This is a genomic window from Sciscionella marina DSM 45152 (genome assembly GCF_000379465.1).
In the GTDB taxonomy this organism is placed as follows: domain Bacteria; phylum Actinomycetota; class Actinomycetes; order Mycobacteriales; family Pseudonocardiaceae; genus Sciscionella; species Sciscionella marina.
In genome coordinates this window covers 496299-519754 of the sequence record NZ_KB905381.1, presented here as the reverse complement: position 1 = coordinate 519754, position 23456 = coordinate 496299, and the positions used below count along the sequence as shown (strand labels likewise).

Below are 23456 nucleotides of genomic sequence, written 5' to 3'. Positions count from 1 at the left end.
GACACGAGCACGGCCCGGAGACGACCTCGGGCCACCTCTGGCCAACTCTGGTCTGCCCGCCTCTGGCCAACTCTGCCGACGACATGACGAGGGCCGCCCTCCGGACGCCCGGACGGCGGCCCCTGCCCGGAGCGGTGTCAGCCGTGGTAAGCCTCGAGCACCTCGGCCGGGATGCGGCCGCGCTCGGAAACCTGGAAGCCGTTCTTCCGGGCCCAGTCCCGGATGGCCTGGTTCTGCTCGCGATCCGCCGCGACCTTGTTGGCCTTGGCACCGCTGCCCGCGCGGCCACGGCGCGCACGGCCACCGGAACGCCGGGCGGATTCGATGAAATCGGCGAGCGTTTCGCGGAGACGATCCGCATTTTCCTCGGAAAGGTCGATCTCGTAGATCGCACCGTCCAAACCGAACTCCACGGTCTGGTCGGCATCGGAACCATCCAGATCGTCAACCAGGCTGTAAGTAACCTGCTGCGCCATACCAATACCTCCTATAAGCAACGAATAGGGCGGCCGGGTGCACGTTCCCCTGCTCTTGCAACGCAATATAAATGTTTGTTTGGAGAAATGCTAACCCAAAACGCCGCCGGATGGCTATCGAGGTCGGATTTCACCGGGCCGACACCATTGGCACGGGCATAACGGTAATCCGCGAAACGGCGCCGAGCGGCACCGATTATTCGGGCCGGACCTGCGGAAACAGGATGGTCTCCCGGATACCGAGACCGGTAAGCGCCATCAGCAACCTGTCGATACCCATTCCGACACCACCTGAAGGGGGCATTCCGTATTCGAGTGCACGCAGGAAGTCCTCGTCGAGGGGCATCGCTTCGTCGTCGCCCTGCGCGGCGAGCAACCGCTGCGCTTCGAAGCGTTCCCGTTCGACGACCGGATCGACCAGTTCGGAGTATCCGGTCGCGGTCTCCACGCCGCGCATGTACAGGTCCCATTTCTCGGCCAGCCGGGGATCCTCGCGGTGCTGACGGGTCAGCGGGGAGGTCTCCGCCGGGAAATCCCGCACGAATGTGGGCTCGTGCAAATGATCGCCGACGTGGTGCTCCCACAACTCCTCGACCAGTTTGCCGTGGCCGTAATGCGCCGGGAACTCCAGTCCCGCGGAATCGGCGAACTCGCGCAGCCTCGCCGCCGGGGTGTCCGGGGTGATTTCGGTGCCGAGCGCCTCGGAAAGCGAATCGTACATGCGCAGGTTCGCCCACTGACCGGACAGATCGTATTCCGTCCCGTCCGCCAGGGTCACGGTGAGCGTGCCGAATACCCGCTCGGCGGCGCGGCAGATCAGTTCCCTGGTGAGCTCCGCCATCGTGTCGTAGGTGGCGTAGGCCTGGTAGAACTCGAGCATCGCGAACTCCGGCTGATGCGAGGAGTCGCTGCCCTCGTTGCGGAAGTTCCGGTTGATCTCGAATACCCGCTCGATTCCACCGACCACGCAGCGTTTCAGATAGAGCTCGGGAGCGATCCGCAGGAACAGCTCCATATCGAAGGCATTCGAATGGGTCACGAACGGCCGGGCGCTCGCCCCGCCCTGCAGTGCCTGCAGCATCGGGGTTTCCACCTCGATGTAACCGTGCTCGTCGAAGGTGTCCCGCAGGGAACGCACCACGGCCGCGCGGTTCCGCACCGTGTCCCTGGCCTGCGGGCGCAGGATGAGATCCACGTACCGCTGGCGGATGCGGGTCTCCTCGGCGAGGTCCTTGTGCGCGACCGGGAGCGGGCGCAACGCCTTCGAAGTGATCCGCCATTCGTCGGCGAGCACGGAAAGCTCACCGCGTTTCGAGGTGATCACCTCGCCGTGCACGAACACGTGGTCGCCGAGATCGACCTCGGACTTCCATTCCGTGAGCGATTCCTCGCCGATTTCCGCGAGCGAGAGCATGGCCTGTATTTCGGTGCCGTCGCCCTCTACCAGCTTGGCGAAGCAGAGCTTGCCGGTATTACGGATGAAACGCACCCGGCCGGTGATGCCGACCGACTCGCCGCTTCGCGTATCGGTTTCCAGATCCGCGTACTTTTCCCGCAGCTGACCAAGGGAATGGGTACGCCCGACCGCGACCGGATAGGGGTCGACACCGCGAGCGAGCATTCGCTCACGCTTCTCCCTCCGGATTCGCATCTGCTCCGGAAGGTCTTCACTGGGTTCACCGGATTGCGCCGTCACGGTGGCCAGGGTAGATCAGCCCCGATTACGTTCGAACACCAGCCGCAATCCGTAGAGAGTGAGCTCGGGGACGTGCCGGTCGATCACCGAGGTTTCCCCGACGAGCAGTCCGGCCAGCCCACCGGTGGCGACCACGGTCACCTCGTCGAGCCCGAGTTCCGTTTTGATCCGCCCGACGATTCCGTCCACCTGACCGGCGAATCCGTACAGCATTCCGGACTGCAGGCATTCCACGGTATTGCGCCCGATCACCGCGCGCGGGCGGACCAGTTCCACCTTGTGCAGGGTCGCGGTGCGCATGGCGAGGGCGTCCAGGGAAATCGTCACCCCCGAAGCGATCGCCCCGCCGAGGAATTTCCCATCAGCCGAGATGACGTCGATATTGGTCGAGGTGCCGAAATCCACCACGATGCACGAGGTGCCGAACAGTTCTCGCGCGGCGAGCGTGTTGACCAGCCGGTCGGCTCCGAGTTCCCGCGGGCTGTCCACGTGCAACGCCACCCCGGTGCGCACCCCCGGTTCGACCAGGACGGTCGGCAGGCTCGCGTAATAGCCGGAGAGCATTTCGCGCAGTTCGTGCCGCACGGTCGGCACCGTGGACAGCGCGGCGACCCCGGTGATGCGGTCCGCGTATTCCCCGAGCAGCCCGCGCAGCTGGAGCGCGAGTTCATCGGCGGTGATCGCGGGTACGGTGCGCATCCGCCAGAGCCGGGTCAGCTCCGGCCCCCTGCCGGGCTCGTCCGGGTAGAGCCCGAGCGCGGTGTTCGTGTTCCCGACGTCGATGCACAGTAACAATGGTTCGGCTCCTCATTCGCTGCGCTCCTCGCTCGCCGGGGCTCGCTACGATGCTCACTCGCCCGCGCCGAGGGTGAGCCCCGAATTGTCGATCAGCCTCGTCTTGCCGAGCTTCGCGGCGATCAGCATCCGCGCCTGACCGGAAACCGGTGCGGGGCCCAGATCCGGGGCACGCAGCTCCACGTAGTCGGGTTCCACCTCGGGCCGGGCGGCGAGTACCTCGTGCGCCGCGGCCAGCGCGGCGGCACCGTCGTGGCGCCCCGCGGCCCTGGCCGCGGTGAGCGCGGCCGAGATCGCCAGCGCCGATTCCCGCTCCTGCGCGGAGAGGTAGACGTTCCTCGAGGAAATCGCCAGCCCATCGGGCTCGCGAACGGTGGGAATACCGATCACGTCGACGCCCATGTTCAGTTCCGCGGCCATCCGCTTCACCAGGACGAGCTGCTGATAGTCCTTCTCGCCGAAATACGCGTAATCGGGGCGCACGATGTTGAACAGTTTCGCCACCACGGTGAGCATCCCGGCGAAATGCCCTTCCCGATGCGCGCCCTCCAGTTCCGCGCCGAGCGGTCCGGGCTGCACGGTGACCTGATTCCCGCCTTCGGGATACATCTGCTCGACCGGGGGCGCGAATACGAATTCCGCTCCGGCACTGGCACAGGTCGCCACATCGGAGTCGAATGCGCGCGGATAGCGGTCGAAATCCTCGTCCGGGCCGAACTGCAGCGGATTCACGAAAATCGAGACGACCACGGTCGTTCCCGGTACCCGCCGGGCTCGCGCGATCAGCTCGGCGTGCCCGGTGTGCAGCGCGCCCATGGTCGGCACGAGCGCGATCCGGCGCCCGGTGCCGCGCAGCGCCCGCATCAGCTTCGCCAGCTCGGCCGGGCTCCGGTACACGGTCGGTTCGGTCATGCGAGCGGGTCCTTTCCGCGCATCGCAGCGAGCCCCGGCGAGCGAGGAGCACAGGAAAGACCCGATCGGAACAACACGGTCATGAGCGCCCTTCGAGTGCGTCCAGAATGTCCTGCTCGCCTGTCGCGCCGAGCAGCCCGGCCCCCTTCGCTCGTGTGGCGGTTCGCTTGGCCAGTTCGCGATAGGCGGCCACGGAGGCCGGAGCGTGTTCGTCGAGCTCCCGCAAATGGGCCCGCACCGTCTCGGCGTCCCCACGCGCGACCGGTCCGGTCAGCGCACGGTCGCCGAAGCGCAAGGCGTTGTCCAGCGAGGCGGACAGCAGCGGGGCGAGCAGCCGCTGGGGCACCTCGGCCGATGCCGAGCGCAGCAGTTCGGTGGCTTCGGCGACCAGGGTCATCAGGTGGTTGGCCCCGTGAGTGAGTGCGGCGTGGTAGAGGGCGCGCGCGGTCTCGGGGATGCGCACCGGTTCGGCTCCCATCTCCATGACGAGGGCCTCGGCCACGTGCCAGGCGCCCTCGTCCCCGTCCCGCGCGGTGACCCCGAAGCAGCAGGAGGTGAGCCGTTCGATGTCCTCCGCGCGCCCGGTGAAGGTGAGCACCGGATGCAGCGCGAGGGTGAGCGCACCCAGTTCCTCGGCGGGGCGGAGCACCTCGATGCCGTGTGCCCCGGAGGTGTGCGCGACGATCTGGCCGGTCCGTAGCGCCCCGGCGGCGACCAGCCCGCGCACGGTACCGGCGAGCGCGTCGTCCGGGATGGCGAGCAGCACGAGATCGGCGGGAGCCGCGGTCCGGTCCGGCGGTTCCACCGGAACCCCGGGAAGCAGCTGCTCGGCGCGTTCGAGCGAGGCCGCGGACACCCCGGAGACCGCCGTGATCGTGTGGCCCGCGGTGCGCAGCGCGGCACCGAGTACCGTGCCGACCCGGCCCGCCGAGACGATGCCGATCGCGAGGCGCGCTGGCCTGCTCATGGTTCGTACCTCCTCGGCGCCACAGTAGCCAACGCCCGCACCCGCGCAGCGGCCGCGTCGAGTTGGGCCAGCAGTTCCCCGGTGCGCTGCTGCACCTGCCATGCGGGGAGTCCGCGGCCCATCGAGCGGCGCAGAAAGGCCAGTTCGGTGACCGCTGCCTGGTATTCGCGCACCGCGTTCCCGGCCTGCCTGCCGTGCCGCGCGGCCACGGTCTTGCGCCATTGTTTGCGCCCGCGCAGGCTGGCGAGCAGTTCGACCTCGCTCGGCGCGATCCAGCCCGCCTCACTCATCCATGGCAGCGCGGAGCTGATGGCATGCTGCTCACGGCGGCGCTGCCAGCCGAGGAACACGATCACCCCGATCCCGACCGGCACCATCACCAGCAGGTACAGCCACACGAAGCCGCGCATCCCGCCGAAGGTGGCGCTCGCGTTCCACGCCGCGTGCAGCCCCACCGCGAGCGCGTAGCCGAGGATCGGGGCGAGCCAGCGGTGCTTGCGCCTGCTCGCCGCGGCGATCCCGATACCGATCCCGGTCATCACGGTGAACAGCGGATGCGCGAACGGGGAGAACACCCCGCGCACGATGAAGGTCTCCACGAGCGCCCCGTGTTCCCCGGAGAGCCCGGCGACGTCGAAGGCACGCCCGAAGTACGTGATGTTCTCGGTGAACGCGAACCCGGCCGCGGTGATGCCCGCGTACACCACGCCGTCGATCACGCCGTCGAACTCGGCGCGCAGGAACAGCCAGATACCGAGCACGAACGCGGCCTTGACCGCCTCCTCCACCAGTGGCGCGGAGACCAGCGCGGTGCCCGGCACGTCCCCGGTACCCCCGCTGACCAGGTAGTCGGCCGTGCTGTTGATGGCGAGCGCGGTGAGCGCGGCGACGCTGGCTCCCCAGCCGAACGCGGCGAGCAGCAGCTTCGGCGGCTCGGCCTCCCAGCGATCCAGCCACAGGAAGACCCCGACGACGGGGCCGACCGGGATGAGGGCGAGCGCGGCCCCGGCGGGCAGTCCGCCGTCGTTGCCGAGCACGGCGAGCAGGACGAGGGCGAGGGCGGCGACGACGCACAACACGAACACGACGGTGAGCACGGTCGTGGTGCGCCTGCGGAAGTACGAGGCTTGGCTCACTACTGGAAACCTACCGATACCCCCGCGGCGGGCCGGTCACCCCCGTATCGGGTGAGCGGAGTACGTCGGAACTCTCGTCCGTCGCGAGCGGGTGTCCAGCGTGGATGAGGTGTCCTGCGGGACACCCGCACCTGAGGCAACGTCGGCGGAATGAGTCGCAGCGAGTTTCTGTGACGATTGACGACAACGCATGCCGTGCGCGCCGGCACCGGAGGCCGTCAGAGCACCGCGCTGGCCCCGCGCAGCAGGACATGGAGCTTTCAGGCGTGTTCCTAGTCCTCGCGCCTGCGCCGGCGGCCGGTCGATCCGGGATCCTTGCGCCCGTGCGCGGCGAGCAGATCGGAGACCGCGACACCCGCACCGTGCGCGCCCGGCTCCTGCTCGGGTTCCGGTTCGGGCTCGGGTTCCGGTTCAGGCTCCGGTTCGGGCTCCGGTTTGGCGTGTCCACCGCTCTGGGCGGCCGGAACCCCGTGCCGTCCGCTCGACTGTTCGGGGCGCGGCAGGCCGCCGAACGATTCGGTGAAGCTCACCCCGTCCGGGCGGCGGCGGCGACCCCCGGTCTCGGCGGCGGGCTGGGGGGTCTCGGCGCTGTCCCGGTCACCGCCCGGGACGGGACCATCCGGCGCGGTGTTATTCGGCGCGGTGCTGCTCGGGACGGAGCCGTTCTGCGCTGCCGCATTCGCCCCAGCACCGTTGGATCCGGCACCGTTCCGGATGCCGCCCGCGTGCCCGGTCGAGCCGTTGGTGCCGTGCCCGTTGGAACCGTTGCCGCCCGCGACACCGGACAGATCGGGCTGCCAGGAGTTGGCCCAGTCGCCGGAGGCGGGCTGCCTGGCCTCCCGGTCCTGCCGGTGCCCCGCCCGGTTGGCCGATTCGGCCGCTTCCCAGGACGGGGTCCAGCTGGGATCGATCGTGGGCACGTGGCCGTTGCCGTTGACCCCGAACTGTTTGGGGGCCTGCCTCGGCTCCTGGCGCTGCGGTTCCGGCTGGCGCTGCGGTTCCGGCCGACGTTGGGGCTCGGCGGGTTTGGCCACCGGCTGCTCGGCAGGATGGTGCTGCGCCGCCGGGGGCTGCTGGCCGGGCTGGCCGGGCTGATTCGCCTGGCCCGGCTGGTTGGTCCGCGGCAGCGAGGGCCACATCGCCGAGGCGGGCTGTTCGGTGCGCGGTGCGCGGCGCTCGGCGGAGCGCTGGTGTGGCGGCGGGGTGTTCGGCGCCTGGGTGCCGGTGGACTGGCTGTTCGCGGCGGCGGCTCCCGCGGCCGAACCGTTCACCACCGGGTTGGGACCGCTGACCGGGTCGTGGCGCATCGTCTGCTCGCTCGCGGCGAGGTTGGCTGGTCTTCGGGCGGGTGCCGCGCGACCGGCCGAGCCGAGCTGCTGGTCGAGCGGTTCCTCCTGGTTGCGGTTGCTGTCCCCGAGCCCGAGCATCCTGGTCGATTCCGCGTGCAGGGCGACCCGTTCCACGAGCACCTCACCGCCGAGCAGGGTCTCCAGGTGTTCCCGCAGCGTGCGCAGTTCCGCGCGCAGTGCGGCGATCTGTTCGGTGGACGCCGTTTCCGCCCGTTCCTTGGCCTCGGCCTCGATCTGCTGTTCGCGCTCGCGATGGGCAGTGATCTCCCGCTCGAGTTCGAGTTCGTAGGCGGTGTGCAGGGTTTCGATCTCCGCGGAGCGCACGGTGGCGTCCCTGCGGTAACGGGCGGTCACATAGGCACCGGCGAGCGCGGCCCACAGTGCGGCGATCAGGCCGAACCGGAGCAGATCGAGGCTGTTCGCGAGGACGAGGGCCAGCGTCGCACCGATCGCGAGCACCAGGCCGACGACGACGAGCACCCGGACGAGCGTGACCTGGGGTAGTCGCTTCGCTCGGTCCTGCGCACCCTCCTCGGCGGGCGCGAAGTCTTCGTCATCGGGCATGTCCCCTACGATACCTGTTCGTTATCGAGAACCAAGCACCCTTGCCCTGACTAGCGTTTTTGATCTTGCTCCGCGTCGTCATCGGGGCCCTTCGGGACTCGGCAGCAGTGCTCGAGCCACAACCCGGCAGCGGCGAGCGCGACCGCGCACAGGCCGCCGACGACACTGGACGTGACGTCGTGACCGATCACGTCCGAGCGCCCTTCGCTCGGCAGCAGGTAGGCGAGCAGACCGGCCCAGGCGCCGAGCATGAGCGCGCCGAGAATCGCCGAAGCCTTCGCGGCGGCGAGCACCCGCAACGCGGTCACCGCGGCCACCGGGGTGGTGCCCTTGCGCCGTTCGAACCGCGGCCGGAACGCGATGGCCAGCAGCACGTCGATGATCGCGATCGCGAGCAGCACCAGGCCCGCGATGATCGGCATCCGGGGCAGCGAGTCGTAGTTGAACCACACGAGCAGGTGCACGAGGACGAGCACGATCACCGCGACGATGACGAGGTCCCGGATCCGCGTGGGTTTCACGGCAGCTCCAGGTCCGCGCGGACGAGCACCCCGGAGCGCTCGGTCTCGGAAAGGGCGGCGGCGAGCTCGGCGACCGGACCGTGCCCCGGCAGGTTCGCATCCGGATCGGCGGCCAGCCAGGGCAACAGCACGAATCCGCGCAGCTGGGCCCGCGGATGCGGAAGGGTGAGTTCGGGATCCGCGCTGCGCTGCTCGTCCACGGTGATCACATCCACGTCGAGGGACCGCGGTCCCCACCGGCGCCGGCGCACCCGCTGCGCCTCGGCCTCGCATTCCCGGCCGAGCTCCAGCCAATCACGGGCCGACGCGGTCCCCTCCTCGGCGATCAGCACGGCGTTGAGGAAGGCGGGCTGATCGGTCACCCCCCAGGGCGCGGTCTCGAACACCCCGGAACTGGCCAGCAGCCGGGTACCGAGCCGCGCGGTCACCAGGCGCAGATTGGCCAGCCGGTCCCCCAGATTGGAGCCGATGGAGAGCACCGCACGCGTCATACCCGGCTCCGGGAAACGGTGACGGCGACATCGGCGAACTCGTGCGGGATCGGGGCGCTCGGTTTGTGCACGGTGATCTCGCAGCGGATCAGGCGCTCGTCGTGGTCGAGCACCGCGTCCGCGATCCACGCGGCCAGCTTCTCGATCAGGTTCACCGGTTCACCGGTGATGTGGGCGACGACCAGATCGGCGACCGCTCCGTAGTCGATGGTGTCGGCAAGCTCATCGCTCGCGGCGGCCGCGGTCATGTCGAACCACAGCCGCAGGTCCACCCCGAATTCCTGGCCCTCGCGGCGTTCGTGGTCGAACACCCCGTGATTGCCGCGCGCCCGGAGACCGGTCAGCGTGATGTGCTCGGTCGGGGTCAATGGTTCGCTCGCAAGCTCGCTCACGGTGTCCCCCGCCGCCAGGCGGCGGCCACCGTCACCGCGTCGACCGAGCGCCGCACATCGTGCACCCGGACCGCGGCGGCGCCGTGTACCGCGGCGAGCGTGGAAATGGCCGCGGTGGCGTCCTCGCGGCCCGAAGGCGGCCGGGGTGCCCCGTGCTCGGCGAGCAGCGCGCCGAGGAACCGTTTGCGGGAGGCGCCGACGAGCACCGGGAACCCGAGCGAACACAGCGTCTCCAGGCCGTGCAGCAGGGCCCAGTCGTGTTCGGCGCGCTTGGCGAACCCGAGCCCGGGATCGAGCACGATGGCTTCGCTCCGCACCCCGGCGGTGAGCGCGGCCTCGATCCGCGCGCTCAGTTCCGAGCACACCTCGGCCACCACGTCGGTGTAGGTGGCCAGCTCGGTCATCCGCTCGCTGTGCCCGCGCCAGTGCATGAGCACATAGGGCACCCCGGCCGCGGCGGCGGTCTTGCCCATCTCGGGGTCGGCGAGCCCGCCCGAGACGTCGTTGATCACCCCGGCGCCCGCGTCCACGGCCGCTTCGGCGACCGCGGCGCGCGTGGTGTCCACCGAGGTCGGCACGCCGGCCTCGGCGAGCGCGGCGACGACCGGGACCACCCGCCGGCGTTCCACATCCGCGGCGACCCGTCCGGCACCCGGCCGGGTCGACTCGCCGCCGACGTCGATGAGGTCGGCCCCCTGGGCACGCATCAGCTTGCCGTGTTCGACGGCGTCGGCGACGTCCAGATAGCGCCCGCCATCGGAGAACGAGTCCGGGGTGACGTTGAGGACCCCGACGACGGCGCACCGATCCTCGCGTACCAGCATCGCGGTCACCGGCTCCTGATCAGCTGGAGCGCCTCAGACCTCGATGTCGCCGAACTCTTGTGGATCCCGCGTACCGCCGAGGTCGTGGTGCGCGAGCCGGCCTTGCGGATCCCGCGCATCGACATGCACAGGTGCTCGGCGTCCATGACCACGATCACCCCGCGCGGGTCGAGCCTGCGCACGAGCGCGTCGGCGACCTGCGAGGTGAGCCGCTCCTGCACCTGCGGGCGGCGCGCGTACAGGTCGACCAGCCGCGCGAGCTTGGACAATCCGGTCACGTGCCCGTGCGCGTTCGGGATGTAGCCGACGTGCGCGACGCCGTGGAACGGGAGCAGGTGGTGCTCGCAGTGCGAGTAGACGGGAATGTCGGTGACGAGCACGAGTTCCTCGTGGCTCTCGTCGAACGTCTTGTCCAGCACCTCGTCCGGTTCCTGGTAGAGCCCGGCGAACATTTCCTGGTAGGCGCGAGCGACCCGGGCCGGGGTCTCCCGGAGACCGTCCCGATCCGGGTCCTCACCACAGGCGCGTAACAGCTCGGCTACCGCACGCTCGGCGCGCTCGGCGTCGAATTCCCTCGTCACGTCCCCTCGCGACCGTTTTGCTCCGGATCCCTGTTCGACCAGTCCGCGCCCTGGTTCCCGCCGTTCCACGACGGGGTCCACGGCTGCGGATCCCGCTGCGGCTGCGTCGCGGGCTGCCAACCGGGAGGCGCGTCGTAGTACGGCGGGCCCGCACGGTGGCGGCGCGGCTGCTCACCCGGCTGCGGCTGGTAGCCGTTCGGGGTGGGCTGCTGCTGTTCGGCACCGGTGGGCTGCGGCTCGGCCGGAGCGGTGGGCGCGGGGGTCCTCGGCTGTTCGTCGGTGACCGCCGCGGCGGGCAGCGACTCGCCGCGCTCGCGGGCGAGCTCGACGCGGGTCTTGATCGGCGGCTTGTCCGAGGGGACGCGGTCACCGAAGTCGTTGAAGTCGGTGATCCGCGGGCGCTTCTGTACCCGCGTGAAGATCCGCTCCAGGTCCCTGCGGTGCAGCGTCTCCTTGTCCAGCAGTTCGAGCACGAGGTCGTCGAGCACATCGCGGTAGGTGTTGAGCACCTGGTAGGCCTCGGTGTGCGCGGCCTCGATGAGTTTGCGCACCTCCTCGTCGATCTCGTGCGCCACCTCGAGCGAGTAGTCGGTCTGGTTGCCCATGGACCGGCCGAGGAACGGGTCGCCCTGTTCCTGCCCGTAGCGGACCGCGCCGAGGCGGCCGCTCATGCCGTACTCGGTGACCATCGACCGGGCGATCTTGGTGGCCTGATCGATGTCCGAGCTGGCACCCGTGGTCGGCTCGTGGAAGACCAGTTCCTCCGATGCGCGCCCGCCGAGCGCGAACACCAGCCGCGCGATCATCTCCGAGCGGGTCATGAGGTCCTTGTCGTCCTCGGGGACGGCGAGCGCGTGCCCACCGGTCCGGCCACGGGCGACGATGGTCAGCTTGTAGACCGGTTCGATGTCCGGCATCGCCCACGCGGCGAGCGCGTGCCCGCCCTCGTGGTACGCGGTGATCTTCTTCTCTTTCTCGGAGATGATCTTGCTCTTCCGCCGCGGTCCGCCGACCACCCGGTCGACCGATTCCTCGAGAGAGGCCCCGTTGATCGCGTTGCCGTTCTCCCGCGCGGTCAGCAGTGCCGCCTCGTTGATCACGTTGGCCAGGTCCGCACCGGACATGCCGATCGTGCGCTTGGCGAGGCTCTCGAAGTCCACGTCCTTGCCGAACGGCTTGCCCTTGGCGTGCACCCGCAGGATCTGCTTGCGGCCGGCCAGGTCCGGTGCGGTGACCGGGATCTGACGGTCGAAGCGTCCGGGGCGCAGCAGCGCCGGGTCCAGGATGTCGGGCCGGTTGGTGGCCGCGATCAGGATGATCCCGCCCCTGGTGTCGAACCCGTCCATCTCCACGAGCAGCTGGTTCAGGGTCTGCTCGCGTTCGTCGTGCCCGCCACCGAGCCCGGCACCGCGCTGACGGCCGACCGCGTCGATCTCGTCCACGAACACGATGCACGGCGCGTTCTGCTTGGCCTGCTCGAACAGGTCGCGGACCCGGGATGCGCCGACACCGACGAACATCTCCACGAAGTCCGAACCGGAGATCGAGTAGAACGGCACCCCGGCCTCACCGGCGACCGCGCGGGCCAGCAGCGTCTTACCGGTGCCCGGCGGTCCGTAGAGCAGTACGCCCTTCGGGATCTTCGCGCCGAGCGCCTGATAACGGCCGGGATTCTGCAGGAAGTCCTTGATCTCGTGCAGTTCCTCGACGGCCTCGTCCGCGCCCGCGACATCGGTGAAGGTGTTCTTCGGCATGTCCTTGGACAGCTGTTTCGCCTTGGACTTGCCGAAGTTCATCACCCGGTTGCCGCCGCCCTGGGCATTGTTCATGACCCACATGAACAGCAGCAGCATGATGCCGACCGGGATCAGGATCATCAGGAACTGACCGAAGAAGGAGTCCTGGGTGACCTTGGTGTCGAACTTGACGTTCTTGTTGCGCAGTGCGCCGAAGATGTCGTCAGAGGCACCGGCCGGGTAGTACGAGATGACCTTCTGACTGCCGTTGACCGGGTTCTTCAGTTCCAGCTTGAGTTGCTGTTCCTTGTCCCCGATCGTGGCATCTTTGACGTTGCCAGCGTTGACCTGGGCAACGGCCTGAGAGGTCGGAACCTGTGCGTAATCCCGGTTCTCATCGAAGAGCTGGGTGAATACGAAGTACAGGATCACGAAGGCCAATATCCACAGAAGTGGGTTACGAAGCAGGCGCTTACGGTCCATGAAACTACGGCCGCTGGTCGGCCTCGACCCTCCCTGTGTTCCGCCTGTTGATGTCGCTGGTTAACCGGCAGGCTCCGTGCCTGACATGCCCGGTTCCCCAAGCGTACCGCTCTGCACGAACCACCATCGTCTCACGGCGGTGGCCGCTTGCTCACGCTGGTCAACGGCCGGGGGCTCCCTGGTGTTCCATGCTGGACATGTGGTTTCGATTACGAGGAGTACACGCGGGGCTCGAGGGTGCCGATATAGGGCAGATCCCGATAGCGCTCGGCGAAGTCCAGGCCGTATCCGACCACGAACTCGTTCGGGATGTCGAACCCGACGTAGTCCACCTCCACGTCCACGCGCACCGCGTCCGGCTTGCGCAGCAGCGTGCACACCCGCAGGGACCGCGGATTGCGCTGTGCAAGGTTTTTGACCAGCCAGGACAGGGTCAGCCCCGAGTCGATGATGTCCTCGACGATGAGCACATCCCGGCCCGCGATGTCCCGGTCCAGGTCCTTGAGGATGCGCACCACTCCCGAGGAACTGGTGCCCGCCCCATAAGAGGTCACCGCCATGAACTCGAGCTGTGCCGGGACCGGGAGCGCGCGGGCGAGATCGGTCATGAACATGACCGCACCCTTGAGCACTCCCACGAGCACGAGGTCGCCCGCCGTCTCCTCGCTGTCGGCGGCGATGAGTTTGGCTAGTTCGTCGATCTTCTCGCTGAGCTGCTGCTCGGAGAGCAACACCGAGGCGATATCGCCGTCATACACCCGGACGACTCCCTGATTCTCCCGGCTCCCTGCTGTGCCCGACCAGCTTGCCACAGGCGGGTCAGCCGCCTTGCCGAACGGTCAGCGCATCCCGCTCGCGCAGCACGGCGATGCCGCCGGGCAGCCAGTGCGGCCCCTGCCCACGCCACGCAGTGACCAGGGATTCGACCGCGCGCAGGTGGGCATCGCTGAGCTCGCGCACCCCGGAACCGAGCAGCCAGCGGCGCAGCACCCGCCTGCGCACCGGCCCGGCGAGCGCGGCCAGTTCCCGGACCGAGAGGTCACCGCTCGCCCGTTCGCTCGCGGCGAGCTCGTCGAGCACCGCGGAGTCCTCGCGCACCTGTCCCGCGGTGCGGGCCAGCGCTTCGGCGACCCCACCGTGCAGCACCTCCTCGAGCAGCGGAAGGACCTCGGTACGCAGCCGAACCCTGGTGTAGGCCCGGTCGGTGTTGTGCGGATCGGACCAGAACGGGAGCCCGAGCGCGGCACAGGTGCCCTCGGTGTCCGTCCGGCGCACACCGAGCAGCGGGCGCACCAGTCCGCCGTCGAACGGGGCCATCCCGGCGATCGAGCGCGCACCGGATCCACGCGCGAGTCCGAGCAGTACCGTCTCGGCTTGGTCGTCGAGGGTGTGCCCGAGCAGCACCGGAGCGTCCCCGGCCGCCGCGCGCAGTGCCGGATAGCGCGCTTCCCTGGCCGCGGCCTCGGGCCCGCCGCTTTCCCCGACCCGCACTTCGAGCACCCGCGCCTCGTCCGCGCCGAGTTCCCGCGCCTGCGCCGCCGCGGCCTCCGCGACCTCCGCGGATCCTTGCTGCAACCGGTGGTCCACGACCAGGCAGCGCACCCGTTTCCCGTTGCGGTGCGCCAGCGGGATCGCGAGCGCGGCCAGGGCAAGCGAATCGGGGCCTCCGGAGAGCGCGACCACGAACGTCTGCGCCTCGAGCAGATCCAGATGTTCGCGCACAGCTGAACGAACGGCGGCCACCCGCGGGTCCCTGATGCTCAGCGGCCCCGGGGGGTGCTCAGCCATGCACCCGCTTGCGCCACGCGACGGGGTCGGCGATCTCCTCCCTTGTCGGCAGGGTCTCCGGGCTCGTCCACACCGCGTTGAACCCGGCCATGCCGACCTCCTCGATCACCGCCCTGGTGAACGCGGCCCCTTCGGCGTACTGGCGCAGTTTCGCGTCGATGCCGAGCGCCGCGCGCAGCACCCGGTCGAACAGCCCGCCCCCGGAGCGGCGCGCGGTGAACCGGTTCCTGATCCGCTCCACACTGGGCACCACGGTCGGGCCGACCGCGTCCATCACGTAGTCCGCGTGCCCCTCCAGCAGCGTGGAGACCGCGAGCAGCCGGTGCAGCACCGCGCGCTGTTCCGGTGTCTGAAGCAGTTCGAACAGGCCGATCGCACCGCCTTGCAGGGTTCCCGAGCGCAGCGCGCCGACCGCGTCCCTGCCGATCTCGAGCAACCGCCCCGGTCCGGCGTTCGCGGTCTCCTCGAGCCCGCCGATGAGCCCGCGCACCTGCTCGGAGAAGTACTCCGCCAGCCAGTCCACCGCGGTGAACTGCAGGCGGTGGGTGCTCTCGTGCAGGCACACCCACATCCGGAAATCGCTCGGATCCACATCCATCGCCCGCTCGGCCGCGACCACGTTCGGCGCCACCAGCAGCAGCTTGCCCCCGCCGGGAGCGAACGGGTCGAACTGGCCGAGTACCCGCCCGGACAGCAGCGCGAGCACCGCGCCCGCCTGCGCCCCTGAGGTGCCGGCGAGCACCGGAAGCAGCGGCGATTCCTCGGCGCTGATCACGCCGTCGGTCAGCGAACGCAGCCCGGAGATCGCCGAGACCACCCAGCCGGACCGGTCCACGACCTCGGCCTCGAGCAGTGGCAGCCCTTCACCGAGCCCGGTCAGTTCGCGCACGTGCTGCTCGGCGACCGGGGACACCGCACGCAGTTCGGCGACCGCCGCTTCCGCCTCGGCGCGCGGGATCACCGGGCCGCCGCGGGCGAGCCGGCTGCCGACGCTCGAGGCACGCTCCCAGTCGACAGGTGAGTTCGTTGACACCACCGGGCTCCTCACTCCGTTCGGGGGCTGGAGCACGCCTGACGATTCCATGTCCTCAGACCCGCTCCGGGGCCGAGGCTACCCGCAGCCGCAGTCCCGCAGGGTGGCCGCGATCGCGTCGAGCGCGGGCTTCTGCTGGGCGAGATCCCCGCCGTTCGACATGAAGGAGAAGGCGAGCACCTGATTGTCCTTGGTCTGCACATACCCAGCGAGCGCGGAGACCGCGGTCAGCGTCCCGGTCTTGGCGCGCACCCAGCCGCGGCCCTGCGCCGAGGGACCGGACTGGTACCGGTTCTCCAGGGTTCCGGTGCCGCCCGCGATGGGCAGCCCGTCCAGGATCGGGCGCAGTTTGCCCGCCCGTTTGCCCTCCCCGGTCGCCGCGCCGAGCACCGAGGCGATCAGCTGGGCGGGCACCCGGTCCTGGGTGGAGAGCCCGCTGCCGTCGACCATGTTCATCCCGCTGATGTCGAACCCGTTCTTGGTGAGCACCTGGCGCACCGCGGCGACCGCGCCCTCGAACGTCGGCGGATGCCCGGTGGCGATGGCCAGCTCACGCCCGACCGTCTCGGCGAGCACGTTGTCCGAGATGGTGAGCAGGTTCGCGACGAGGTCCTTGAGCGGGGCCGAGCGGATCTCACCGAGCACCTTCGCGTTCTTCGGCGCGCTGCCCTCCCCGGCTGCGCTCGCCCCGATCCCGCCCGCGAACCCGGTGAGCAGGTCCTTGCCCGGGTTCGGGGTGCGCGGGGTCTGCTCGGCCATGGTCGGATCGGCACGCCCGCCGTCCAGCATCGCGGGCACGATCGGGGTGTAGTTGCCCGCCTGGATGTCGGCCTTGTCCCAGCCCTTGGCCGCGGAGTCCCCGGTGTACCGGCTCTGGTCGATGCGCACCGTCTTGATCCGCCCGCCGCTGGCCTTGCGCACCTGGGCGACCAGATCGGAGAGCCGCGGCGCGTTCCAGTACACGGAGTCCTTCCCCGCGGGCATGGAGTTGATCGTGGGATCCCCGCCGCCGACCAGTACCGCGGTCGAGGGGTCACTGCCCTGCACCACCTTCGTGGTGAACCGGGTGTCCGGGTCGAGTTGCAGCGCCGCGGCCGCCGCGGTGAGCAGCTTCTCGGTCGATCCCGGTGCGCTCGGGGTTCCCGGACCCTGCTGCCACAGCGTGTCCCCGGTGCGCGGATCCACGACCATCCCGGTCAGTTTGGCCAGCGCCGGATTGCTCGTCACCTTGGCCAGCGCCGCGTTCACCCCCTGCGCGCTCGGCGACTTGGCATCGGAGAGTCCCCGCAGCTGACGCTGGACCGCGATGGGTTCGGGCGGCGCGTCGGTGCCCCTCAGGGCGCTCGGCAGCGGCACCCCGATGCGGTCGGCGAGCCCGGGGATCCCGACCAGCGCCCCGGCCGCGAGCAGGATCACCACCACGACGGCCCCGGTGATGATCAGACCGCGTTTGCGGCGCTTCGGCTTCGGCCGGTCCTCCGCTGCTTCCCAGTCCTCGCCGTGGTCCTCGGGATAGTCGTGGTCACCCTCGTGATCGTCCCGGTGCTCCTCGGCGGCTTCCCCTGCCGGTTCGATACGCACCGGCAGGGCGCGCTCGGTCGGCAGATACCGGTCCTCGTCCTCCTCGGGCAGCGGCAGCATCCGCGTCGGCCCCTCGACCGGGTTCGGCATATTCCGGGGCTGAGGTTCGGGCCGCTGAGGTTCGGGCCGCGGAGGTTCGGGCCGCTGAGGTTCGGGCCGCGGAGGTTCGGGCCGCGGAGGTTCGGGCCGTGGAGGTTCCGGCGGCCACTGGGCGTACCTGGGCGGTTCGTTCCTGGGTGGTTCCGGCCTTGCCGATTCGACCGGGAACATGGCGTCGTCGGTCGGGGGATCGTCGTAGCCGGGTTCCTCGTGCTCGGGTTCGTCGGGGTCCCGGACCGGTTCGAGCACGGAGGTCACCTCACCGGGGCGCGGACCGGGCTCCTCCTCCGGTTCCTCCTCCCGCTCCCCCTCCGCGGTGATCGCCGGGAACACCGTCGTGGTCTCGCCGACGGTTTCGGCCTGCCCGGCCGGTTCCCGGTCTTCGTCCTGCCTGTCGGGCTCGTCGTCCACGTCCTCGTCGACCTGCGGCCACAACGGCGGCTGCTCGTCTTTGCCCGGTTGCTCGTCGGTCACCCGACCACCTTTACATCCTTGCCCGGTTCGGCGTCTGCCGCGCTCATGGTTCAGACTAGAGCGTCACATCGACAACACAGCGACGTGTTGACCGAACATCAGCGTTGGCGCATCGTTTCGCGCCGGGAGCGAGGACATTCCGTGGAGTTCGACGCCACTATCGAGATCCCCCGAGGGGAGCGCAACAAGTACGAGCTCGACCACGAGACTGGTCGCATCAAGCTCGACCGCACCCTGTTCACCGCGACGCAGTACCCGGCGGACTACGGGTTCATCGACGACACCCTCGGCCAGGACGGCGACCCGCTCGACGTGCTCGTGATCGTGCAGGAACCCACCTTCCCCGGCTGCCTGATCCGTTGCCGCGCGATCGGCATGTTCCGGATGACCGACGAGAAGGGCCCGGACGACAAGGTGCTCGCGGTGCCCACCGATGACCCGCGCCAGGAGCACCTGCGCGACATCCACCACCTCAACGAGTTCCACCGGCTGGAGATCCAGCACTTCTTCGAGGTGTACAAGGACCTGGAACCGGCCAAGAGCGTCGAGGGCGCGAACTGGGTCGGCCGCGCCGAGGCCGAGGCCGAGATCAAGGCCTCGCTGGACCGCGCGAAGAACGTCGGACACTGAGCGGACCCGTCCGGGGCACCCGCGCCACGCGTGCCCCGGACGGACCGGTTCAGCGCCGTTCGGCCTGCTGATTCACCTGCTGGACGAACGCCTCGAGCAGTTCGGGCATGCGCTGCTCGTAGTCCGCGGTGAACTGGTCGAACAGCTCGGCGAACCGCTCGCGCTGCGCCTGGGGCCAGTGCGCGACCACGCTCGCGATGCTGCGGTTGCGCCGTTCGCGGTGCTGCTCGAGCAGTTCGATGCCCTGCCCGGTGATCCCGAGCATGCTCACCCGCCCGTCGCTGGGATCGGCCCGGCGTTCGACAAGGCCGTCCGTGACGAGCCCGGCGACCTGCCTGCTCACCGTGGACTGGTCCACGAACACCAGCTCGGCCAGCGCGCTCGAGCGGCACGGCCCGTTCTTGGCCAGCTCGATGAGCAGCATGAACGCCGATCGTTCCAGTCCGCCGTTCGCGCTCGCCTTGGCCTGTGCGGCCGCCGACATCCGGCCGAGTCTCGCCATCGCCATCCCGATCGAGTCGGCGAGGCGCAGCTCCTCCTCGGTGGGCACCGGAGCTCCGGAGGACTCGGCGAAGGTCATGCTCACAACCAATCCATGCGGGCCGCAACTACTTGTATATGCCAAGTATTGCTTCCGACCCCGGAACGGACAACGTGACCTCGCTCGCAGCGGCCGCTACGCTCGGCTGATCATGGGCAGCGCAGAGGACGAGGCGACCCGCCGTATCGAACGGGCCCTCGCGTCCGGGGACACCCGGCTCGGTCTCGCCGGGCTCGGGCTCCTGGAGATCCCGGACCGGTTGCGCGCACTCACCGACCTCCGGGTGCTCGACATTCAGGACAACGCCCTCGCCGCGCTTCCGGAGTGGATCACCGGACTGCGCGAGCTCGAGGTACTGCACGCCGATGGCAACGAGCTGACCGCCCTCCCCGATTCGCTCGCCGATCTGCCGAGGCTGACCGTGCTCGGGGTGCACGGCAACCCGATCCTCAGCCCACCACCGGAGATCACCGCGGCCGGTTCCGACTCGGTGCTCGAATTCCTGCGCGCCAGGGCCAAGGGCAGCACCGCGCAGTGGGTCTCCAAGCTGATGGTCGTCGGCGAGGGCGGGGTCGGCAAGACCTCCCTGGTGCGCGCGCTCGCCGAGCAGCCACACGATCCGCACGAACCGTCCACGCACGGCCTGCGCATCGAACACCTGGAGGTCGACCACCCGTTCCTGCCGGAGATCCAGATGCGCCTGTCCGCCTGGGATTTCGGCGGCCAGCAGATCTACCACGCCACCCACCAGTTCTTCCTCACCAACCGTTCGCTGTTCCTGCTGCTGTGGAATTCCCGGCTCGGCTGGGAACAGGGCAAGCTGCGCTACTGGCTGGACATCATCACCGCGCGCGCACCCGAGTCCCCGGTGCTGCTCGTCGCCACGCACACCGAACACCGCGAACCCGATCTGCCGCTGGACGAACTGCGTGCCGAATACCCCAATCTGCGCGCGCATTTCGCCGTGGACAACGCGTCCGGGGCGGGCATTCCACAACTGCACGAGCAGATCGCCGAACTGGCCGCGCGGCTGCCGCTGATGGGTTCGGAGTGGCCGACCAACTGGTTGCGCGCGGCCGACGCGGTGCGCGAGGCACCCGAACGCACCGCGGCCTACCGGCACGTGACACCGGCCCGGCTGTGGTCGATCATGACCGAGGCCGGGGTCACCGATCCCGCCCACCAGCACTACATCGCGACCGCGCTGCACCAGCTCGGCGAGGTCCTGTACTACGACCAGGACCCGGAACTCTCGCAAACCGTTGTGCTGCAACCGGAATGGGTCAACGAGTACATCAGCAAGGTGCTCGACAGCCCGGAGGTGGCCGCGCGCAAGGGAGTGCTCTCCCGGCGGCACCTCGGGCAGCTGTGGGCCGATCTGGACATCGGCATGCGCGAGCATTTCCTCGGCATGATGGACAAGTACGACCTGTCCTACCGGATCGACGACGCCGAGGATGTGAGCCTCGTCGTCGAACGGCTGCCCTGGTCCGCGCCGGACTACACGGTGCTGTGGGAGGAACTGGGCGAGCAGACCCAGATCCGGGTGCGCTATCAGCTCAACACCATGCCGCCGGGGATCCCGACCTGGTTCATCGCACGCTCGCACCGGTTCTCCACCGGCATCCATTGGCGCACCGGTGCCCTGCTGCGCCACACCGATCGCCGCCATCTGGCCCTGCTGCGCGCGCACACCGGGCGCAACACCGTCGAACTGACCGTGCGCGGCCCCATGCCACTGGCGTTCTTCTCCATTCTCGACGAGGGCCTCAACCGCACCCTCGAACGGTTCCCCGGGCTGCGCATCTCGCGGCGCATCCCGTGCCCCTGCCAGGACGGGACCGGGCACGCCTGCGATGAGCTCTACGAGTACGAGGACCTGGTGCACCGGCTCACCCGCGATCCACCGCGCGAGGAGATCGAGTGCCACAAGACCGGGGAATTCGTGAACGTGCGCGAACTCCTGCTCGGCCTCGCCCCTTCCGAGCACGAACGGGAGAACACCCGGCTGGACCGCATCGAGGCCAAACTCGATCAGTTGCGCGAGAACGGGGAATACAACCAGCTGGAATTCCTGCGGCTGCGCCGGATCCTGCAGCATCAGCAGGAAACCCGCTGCCCGAGCGTGTTCGCGATCGTGCCGGCCAAGCGGCGGAAGCTGTTCGCCACCGCCTACGAGCTGCACCTGTACTGCGAGCAACCGGGCGCCTGGCACCGGCTGCCCGAACCCGAGGGCTGCTATCCGGTCTCCGAACCCGCCGAGTGGCTACGGAAATTCGGCCCCTATCTGAGCACCCTGCTGCGCGTGCTCAAACACGTCGCCCCGCTCGCCGGCCCGATTCTCGGCATGACCGTGGACCAGCTGGACGAGAGTCTCAAGGCCGACTGCGAGTTCATGAAGGAGCTCATGCAGCAGGTTCGGGTCGAACTTCCCGGATCCGGCCCGGCCGCCGCATACCCGGAAACCGAGCCCGCCGCGCACGCCGCGACCGACGCGGATTTCCGTGCCCTGCTCGCCATGCTCACCGAGCTCGATCCCGCGCGGCGCTGGGGCGGGCTGAGCAGGCACACCACCCCGGAAGGGCTCACCCTCTACCTGTGCCCGCACCACCTCACCGCCTACGAGCCCGCGACGAGCTCTGCGGGTGAGTGACCCGGGATTTCCATGCCCTGCAAGGGACTCCAGTAGTCCCGCCAGTACGCGATCCGTCCATCCTGGACCGTCAGCACGTTCACATACCGCAGCACATAAGGCTTTCCGGTCGCGGTGACCACTCCGTGCACCACGGGATCCGCGAATTCCCGGTGATCACCCGCGGCACCCCGGGCGGGGCGAAGGGCAGTTCGTCCACCCCATCCTCGGCGAATAAAATCAACGTACAACGAAACTGCCGATTCGGGCAACGCTCGCACAACGAGCTCATGGGACAGCACTCCCCGGGCACCACGCGGGCCGCACAACGCAGGGAGACCGAACAGCGCATCCTCGACGTGGCAAGGGAAACCTTCGCCGAACTCGGCTACGACCGGGCAACTGTGCGAGCGATCGCCGAGGCCTCCGGGGTGAACCCGGGCCTTGTCATGCACTACTACGGCAGCAAACAGCGGCTGTTCCGGACCGCCACCGCCGAACCACCGGCCCCGGCACCGGGTGAATCGCCGGAGGATCCGAGCGAGCGCTGGCTCGCCGCGCTGCACGAGAAGCTGGCAGGCGAACCCACGGCCACACTCGCCATGCTGCGTTCCATGCTCACCCATCCCGAGGCCCAGGACGAGGTGCGCGAATCGATGCGCGCCCAGCAGCGTGAACCGGCCGCGGAACTCGGAGCGGACGACGCGCTGCTGCGCACCGGACTACTCGGGGCGATCACCCTCGGCGTGCTCGTTTCCCGTTACCTGCTGCGCCTGGACGGGATGCCGGAGGCCGATCCGGACAAGGTCCTCGAACTGCTCCGCCCCTGCGTGGAATCGCTCAACGGCGAGACACCCGGTGAGAAATCATAGGCGCGCGCGGCGCGAAATCCGGAGAATCGCCATCATGACGATCCTGGTGACCGGCGCGACCGGCAATATCGGACGAATCCTGGTGGACAAGCTCATCGAACAGGGCGCGGAGAACATCCGTGCGCTGACCAAGAACCCGCGCAAGGCCGCGCTCCCGGACGGCGTCGAGGTTGCCGAGGGGTACCTGCGCGAACCGGAGACCCTGCCGAAGGCGTTCGCGGGCGTGGAGCGCATGTATCTCGCCCCGACCCCGGACATGGTCGCCGAGGTCCTCGCGCTGGCCCGCGCGGCGGACATCGGGCACATCGTGGACCTCTCCGGGGAGAAGGACGGCTGGTGGGGTTCGGTCACCCTGGCCGTCGAGAAGTCCGGAATCCCCTGGACCCACCTGTCCCCCGGCGATTTCATGGAGAACACGACCATCTGGGCCGAGCAGATCGATCGCCTCGGCGAGGTGCGCGAGCCGTATCCGGACGGTTCCAGTGCCCCCATCGCGATGGCCGATATCGCCGAGGTCGCCGCGACGGCACTGCTCGGGGAGGGGCACATCGGCGAGTCCTACCCGCTGACCGGGCCGGAGACGTTGCGCCGCACCGAACTGCTCGAGCACATCGGCGCGGCGCTCGGCAGGCGGATCCCGTTCGTGACCGCGAGCTCCGCGGAGACCGCCGAAGCGCTGCGCCCGGTGCTGGGCGGGCAGTCCGAGTGGTACGTGCAGAACATCCTGGACGGCTTCGTGGCCGGGGCCGTCGGCGTGCACAACGACACCTTCAGCCGGGTGACCGGGAAAGCCGGGACCCGGTTCGCGGACTGGGCGCTCGCCAACGCCGAGAAGTTCCGCGGATGAACGCGGGCCCGTTTTCGGGTACGGTCCACACCACCT

At 69.3% G+C, this 23456-nt stretch carries 22 protein-coding genes; 4 read left to right on the top strand and 18 right to left on the bottom strand.

The annotated features are described in order from the left end of the window. Window positions 1–137: 137 nt before the first annotated feature. The 17 genes from A37U_RS0108395 to dacB form a co-directional block, all read right to left on the bottom strand. Complete coding sequence (locus tag A37U_RS0108395) at window positions 138–476, bottom strand: histone-like nucleoid-structuring protein Lsr2 (protein WP_020496180.1); 339 nt, start codon at window positions 474–476, stop codon at window positions 138–140. A gap of 196 nt (window positions 477–672) precedes the next feature. Next, window positions 673–2127, bottom strand: coding sequence for a lysine--tRNA ligase (lysS, locus tag A37U_RS0108390; protein WP_051111598.1), 1455 nt, complete (start codon window positions 2125–2127; stop codon window positions 673–675). A 60-nt stretch (window positions 2128–2187) separates the two neighbouring features. Then, a complete protein-coding gene (locus A37U_RS0108385; RefSeq protein ID WP_020496178.1) occupies window positions 2188–2967 on the bottom strand; it encodes a type III pantothenate kinase in 780 nt (259 codons plus the stop codon). Window positions 2968–3021: 54 nt separating this feature from the next. Beyond that, window positions 3022–3879, bottom strand: coding sequence for a pantoate--beta-alanine ligase (gene panC / locus A37U_RS0108380; RefSeq protein ID WP_020496177.1), 858 nt, complete (start codon window positions 3877–3879; stop codon window positions 3022–3024). Between the two features lie 79 nt (window positions 3880–3958). Further along, window positions 3959–4846, bottom strand: a complete 888-nt coding sequence (locus tag A37U_RS0108375) for a Rossmann-like and DUF2520 domain-containing protein (RefSeq protein WP_020496176.1) — start codon at window positions 4844–4846, stop codon at window positions 3959–3961. Beyond that, window positions 4843–5982, bottom strand: coding sequence for a PrsW family intramembrane metalloprotease (locus tag A37U_RS42835; protein ID WP_020496175.1), 1140 nt, complete (start codon window positions 5980–5982; stop codon window positions 4843–4845). Before A37U_RS42835 ends, A37U_RS0108375 begins: the two co-directional genes overlap by 4 nt. A 272-nt stretch (window positions 5983–6254) precedes the next feature. Then, complete coding sequence (locus tag A37U_RS0108365; RefSeq protein ID WP_026196992.1) at window positions 6255–7895, bottom strand: DUF6779 domain-containing protein; 1641 nt, start codon at window positions 7893–7895, stop codon at window positions 6255–6257. Window positions 7896–7945: 50 nt separating this feature from the next. Further along, window positions 7946–8416 (bottom strand): DUF3180 domain-containing protein, encoded by a 471-nt coding sequence (locus tag A37U_RS0108360; RefSeq protein WP_020496174.1) that lies wholly within the window; start codon window positions 8414–8416, stop codon window positions 7946–7948. Further along, window positions 8413–8907: a 2-amino-4-hydroxy-6-hydroxymethyldihydropteridine diphosphokinase gene (gene folK / locus A37U_RS0108355; protein WP_020496173.1), complete on the bottom strand. Its 495-nt coding sequence runs from the start codon at window positions 8905–8907 to the stop codon at window positions 8413–8415. Before folK ends, A37U_RS0108360 begins: the two co-directional genes overlap by 4 nt. After that, window positions 8904–9299: a dihydroneopterin aldolase gene (folB, locus tag A37U_RS0108350; RefSeq protein WP_020496172.1), complete on the bottom strand. Its 396-nt coding sequence runs from the start codon at window positions 9297–9299 to the stop codon at window positions 8904–8906. The genes folK and folB overlap by 4 nt, the downstream gene beginning before the upstream one ends. Continuing rightward, window positions 9296–10123 carry a dihydropteroate synthase gene (gene folP / locus A37U_RS0108345; protein WP_040587111.1) on the bottom strand — a complete coding sequence of 276 codons (828 nt, stop codon included), beginning with the start codon at window positions 10121–10123 and terminating at the stop codon, window positions 9296–9298. Before folP ends, folB begins: the two co-directional genes overlap by 4 nt. Before the next feature lie 5 nt (window positions 10124–10128). Beyond that, on the bottom strand, window positions 10129–10704 hold the full coding sequence (gene folE / locus A37U_RS0108340) for a GTP cyclohydrolase I FolE (RefSeq protein ID WP_020496170.1): 576 nt from the start codon (window positions 10702–10704) through the stop codon (window positions 10129–10131). Beyond that, window positions 10701–12923 (bottom strand): ATP-dependent zinc metalloprotease FtsH, encoded by a 2223-nt coding sequence (gene ftsH, locus A37U_RS0108335; RefSeq protein WP_026196990.1) that lies wholly within the window; start codon window positions 12921–12923, stop codon window positions 10701–10703. The genes folE and ftsH overlap by 4 nt, the downstream gene beginning before the upstream one ends. 209 nt (window positions 12924–13132) lie before the next feature. Continuing rightward, entirely contained in the window at window positions 13133–13681 is a 549-nt protein-coding gene (gene hpt, locus A37U_RS0108330) for a hypoxanthine phosphoribosyltransferase (RefSeq protein WP_020496168.1), read from the bottom strand. Between the two features lie 61 nt (window positions 13682–13742). Then, window positions 13743–14711 carry a tRNA lysidine(34) synthetase TilS gene (tilS, locus tag A37U_RS42830; RefSeq protein WP_086010773.1) on the bottom strand — a complete coding sequence of 323 codons (969 nt, stop codon included), beginning with the start codon at window positions 14709–14711 and terminating at the stop codon, window positions 13743–13745. Continuing rightward, window positions 14704–15747, bottom strand: a complete 1044-nt coding sequence (locus tag A37U_RS0108320) for a zinc-dependent metalloprotease (RefSeq protein ID WP_020496166.1) — start codon at window positions 15745–15747, stop codon at window positions 14704–14706. The genes tilS and A37U_RS0108320 overlap by 8 nt, the downstream gene beginning before the upstream one ends. 75 nt (window positions 15748–15822) lie before the next feature. Continuing rightward, window positions 15823–17898, bottom strand: coding sequence for a D-alanyl-D-alanine carboxypeptidase/D-alanyl-D-alanine endopeptidase (dacB, locus tag A37U_RS42825; protein ID WP_020496165.1), 2076 nt, complete (start codon window positions 17896–17898; stop codon window positions 15823–15825). Between the two features lie 141 nt (window positions 17899–18039). Here dacB and A37U_RS0108310 point away from each other — a divergent pair, with 141 nt between their 5' ends. Further along, the gene (locus tag A37U_RS0108310; RefSeq protein WP_020496164.1) at window positions 18040–18528 is read left to right on the top strand and encodes an inorganic diphosphatase; all 489 of its coding nucleotides are present in this window, start codon (window positions 18040–18042) and stop codon (window positions 18526–18528) included. Between the two features lie 49 nt (window positions 18529–18577). Here the strand turns inward: A37U_RS0108310 and A37U_RS51345 are convergent, their stop codons facing one another. Continuing rightward, window positions 18578–19108, bottom strand: coding sequence for a MarR family winged helix-turn-helix transcriptional regulator (locus A37U_RS51345; RefSeq protein ID WP_020496163.1), 531 nt, complete (start codon window positions 19106–19108; stop codon window positions 18578–18580). Window positions 19109–19220: 112 nt separating this feature from the next. Here A37U_RS51345 and A37U_RS42815 point away from each other — a divergent pair, with 112 nt between their 5' ends. The 3 genes from A37U_RS42815 to A37U_RS0108285 all read left to right on the top strand — a co-directional run bounded on the left by A37U_RS42815 (window position 19221) and on the right by A37U_RS0108285 (window position 23420). Further along, entirely contained in the window at window positions 19221–21722 is a 2502-nt protein-coding gene (locus A37U_RS42815) for a COR domain-containing protein (protein WP_020496162.1), read from the top strand. 125 nt (window positions 21723–21847) lie between these two features. Further along, a complete protein-coding gene (locus A37U_RS0108290; RefSeq protein WP_020496161.1) occupies window positions 21848–22573 on the top strand; it encodes a TetR/AcrR family transcriptional regulator in 726 nt (241 codons plus the stop codon). 34 nt (window positions 22574–22607) lie between these two features. After that, on the top strand, window positions 22608–23420 hold the full coding sequence (locus A37U_RS0108285) for an NAD(P)H-binding protein (protein ID WP_020496160.1): 813 nt from the start codon (window positions 22608–22610) through the stop codon (window positions 23418–23420). Window positions 23421–23456: the final 36 nt, after the last annotated feature.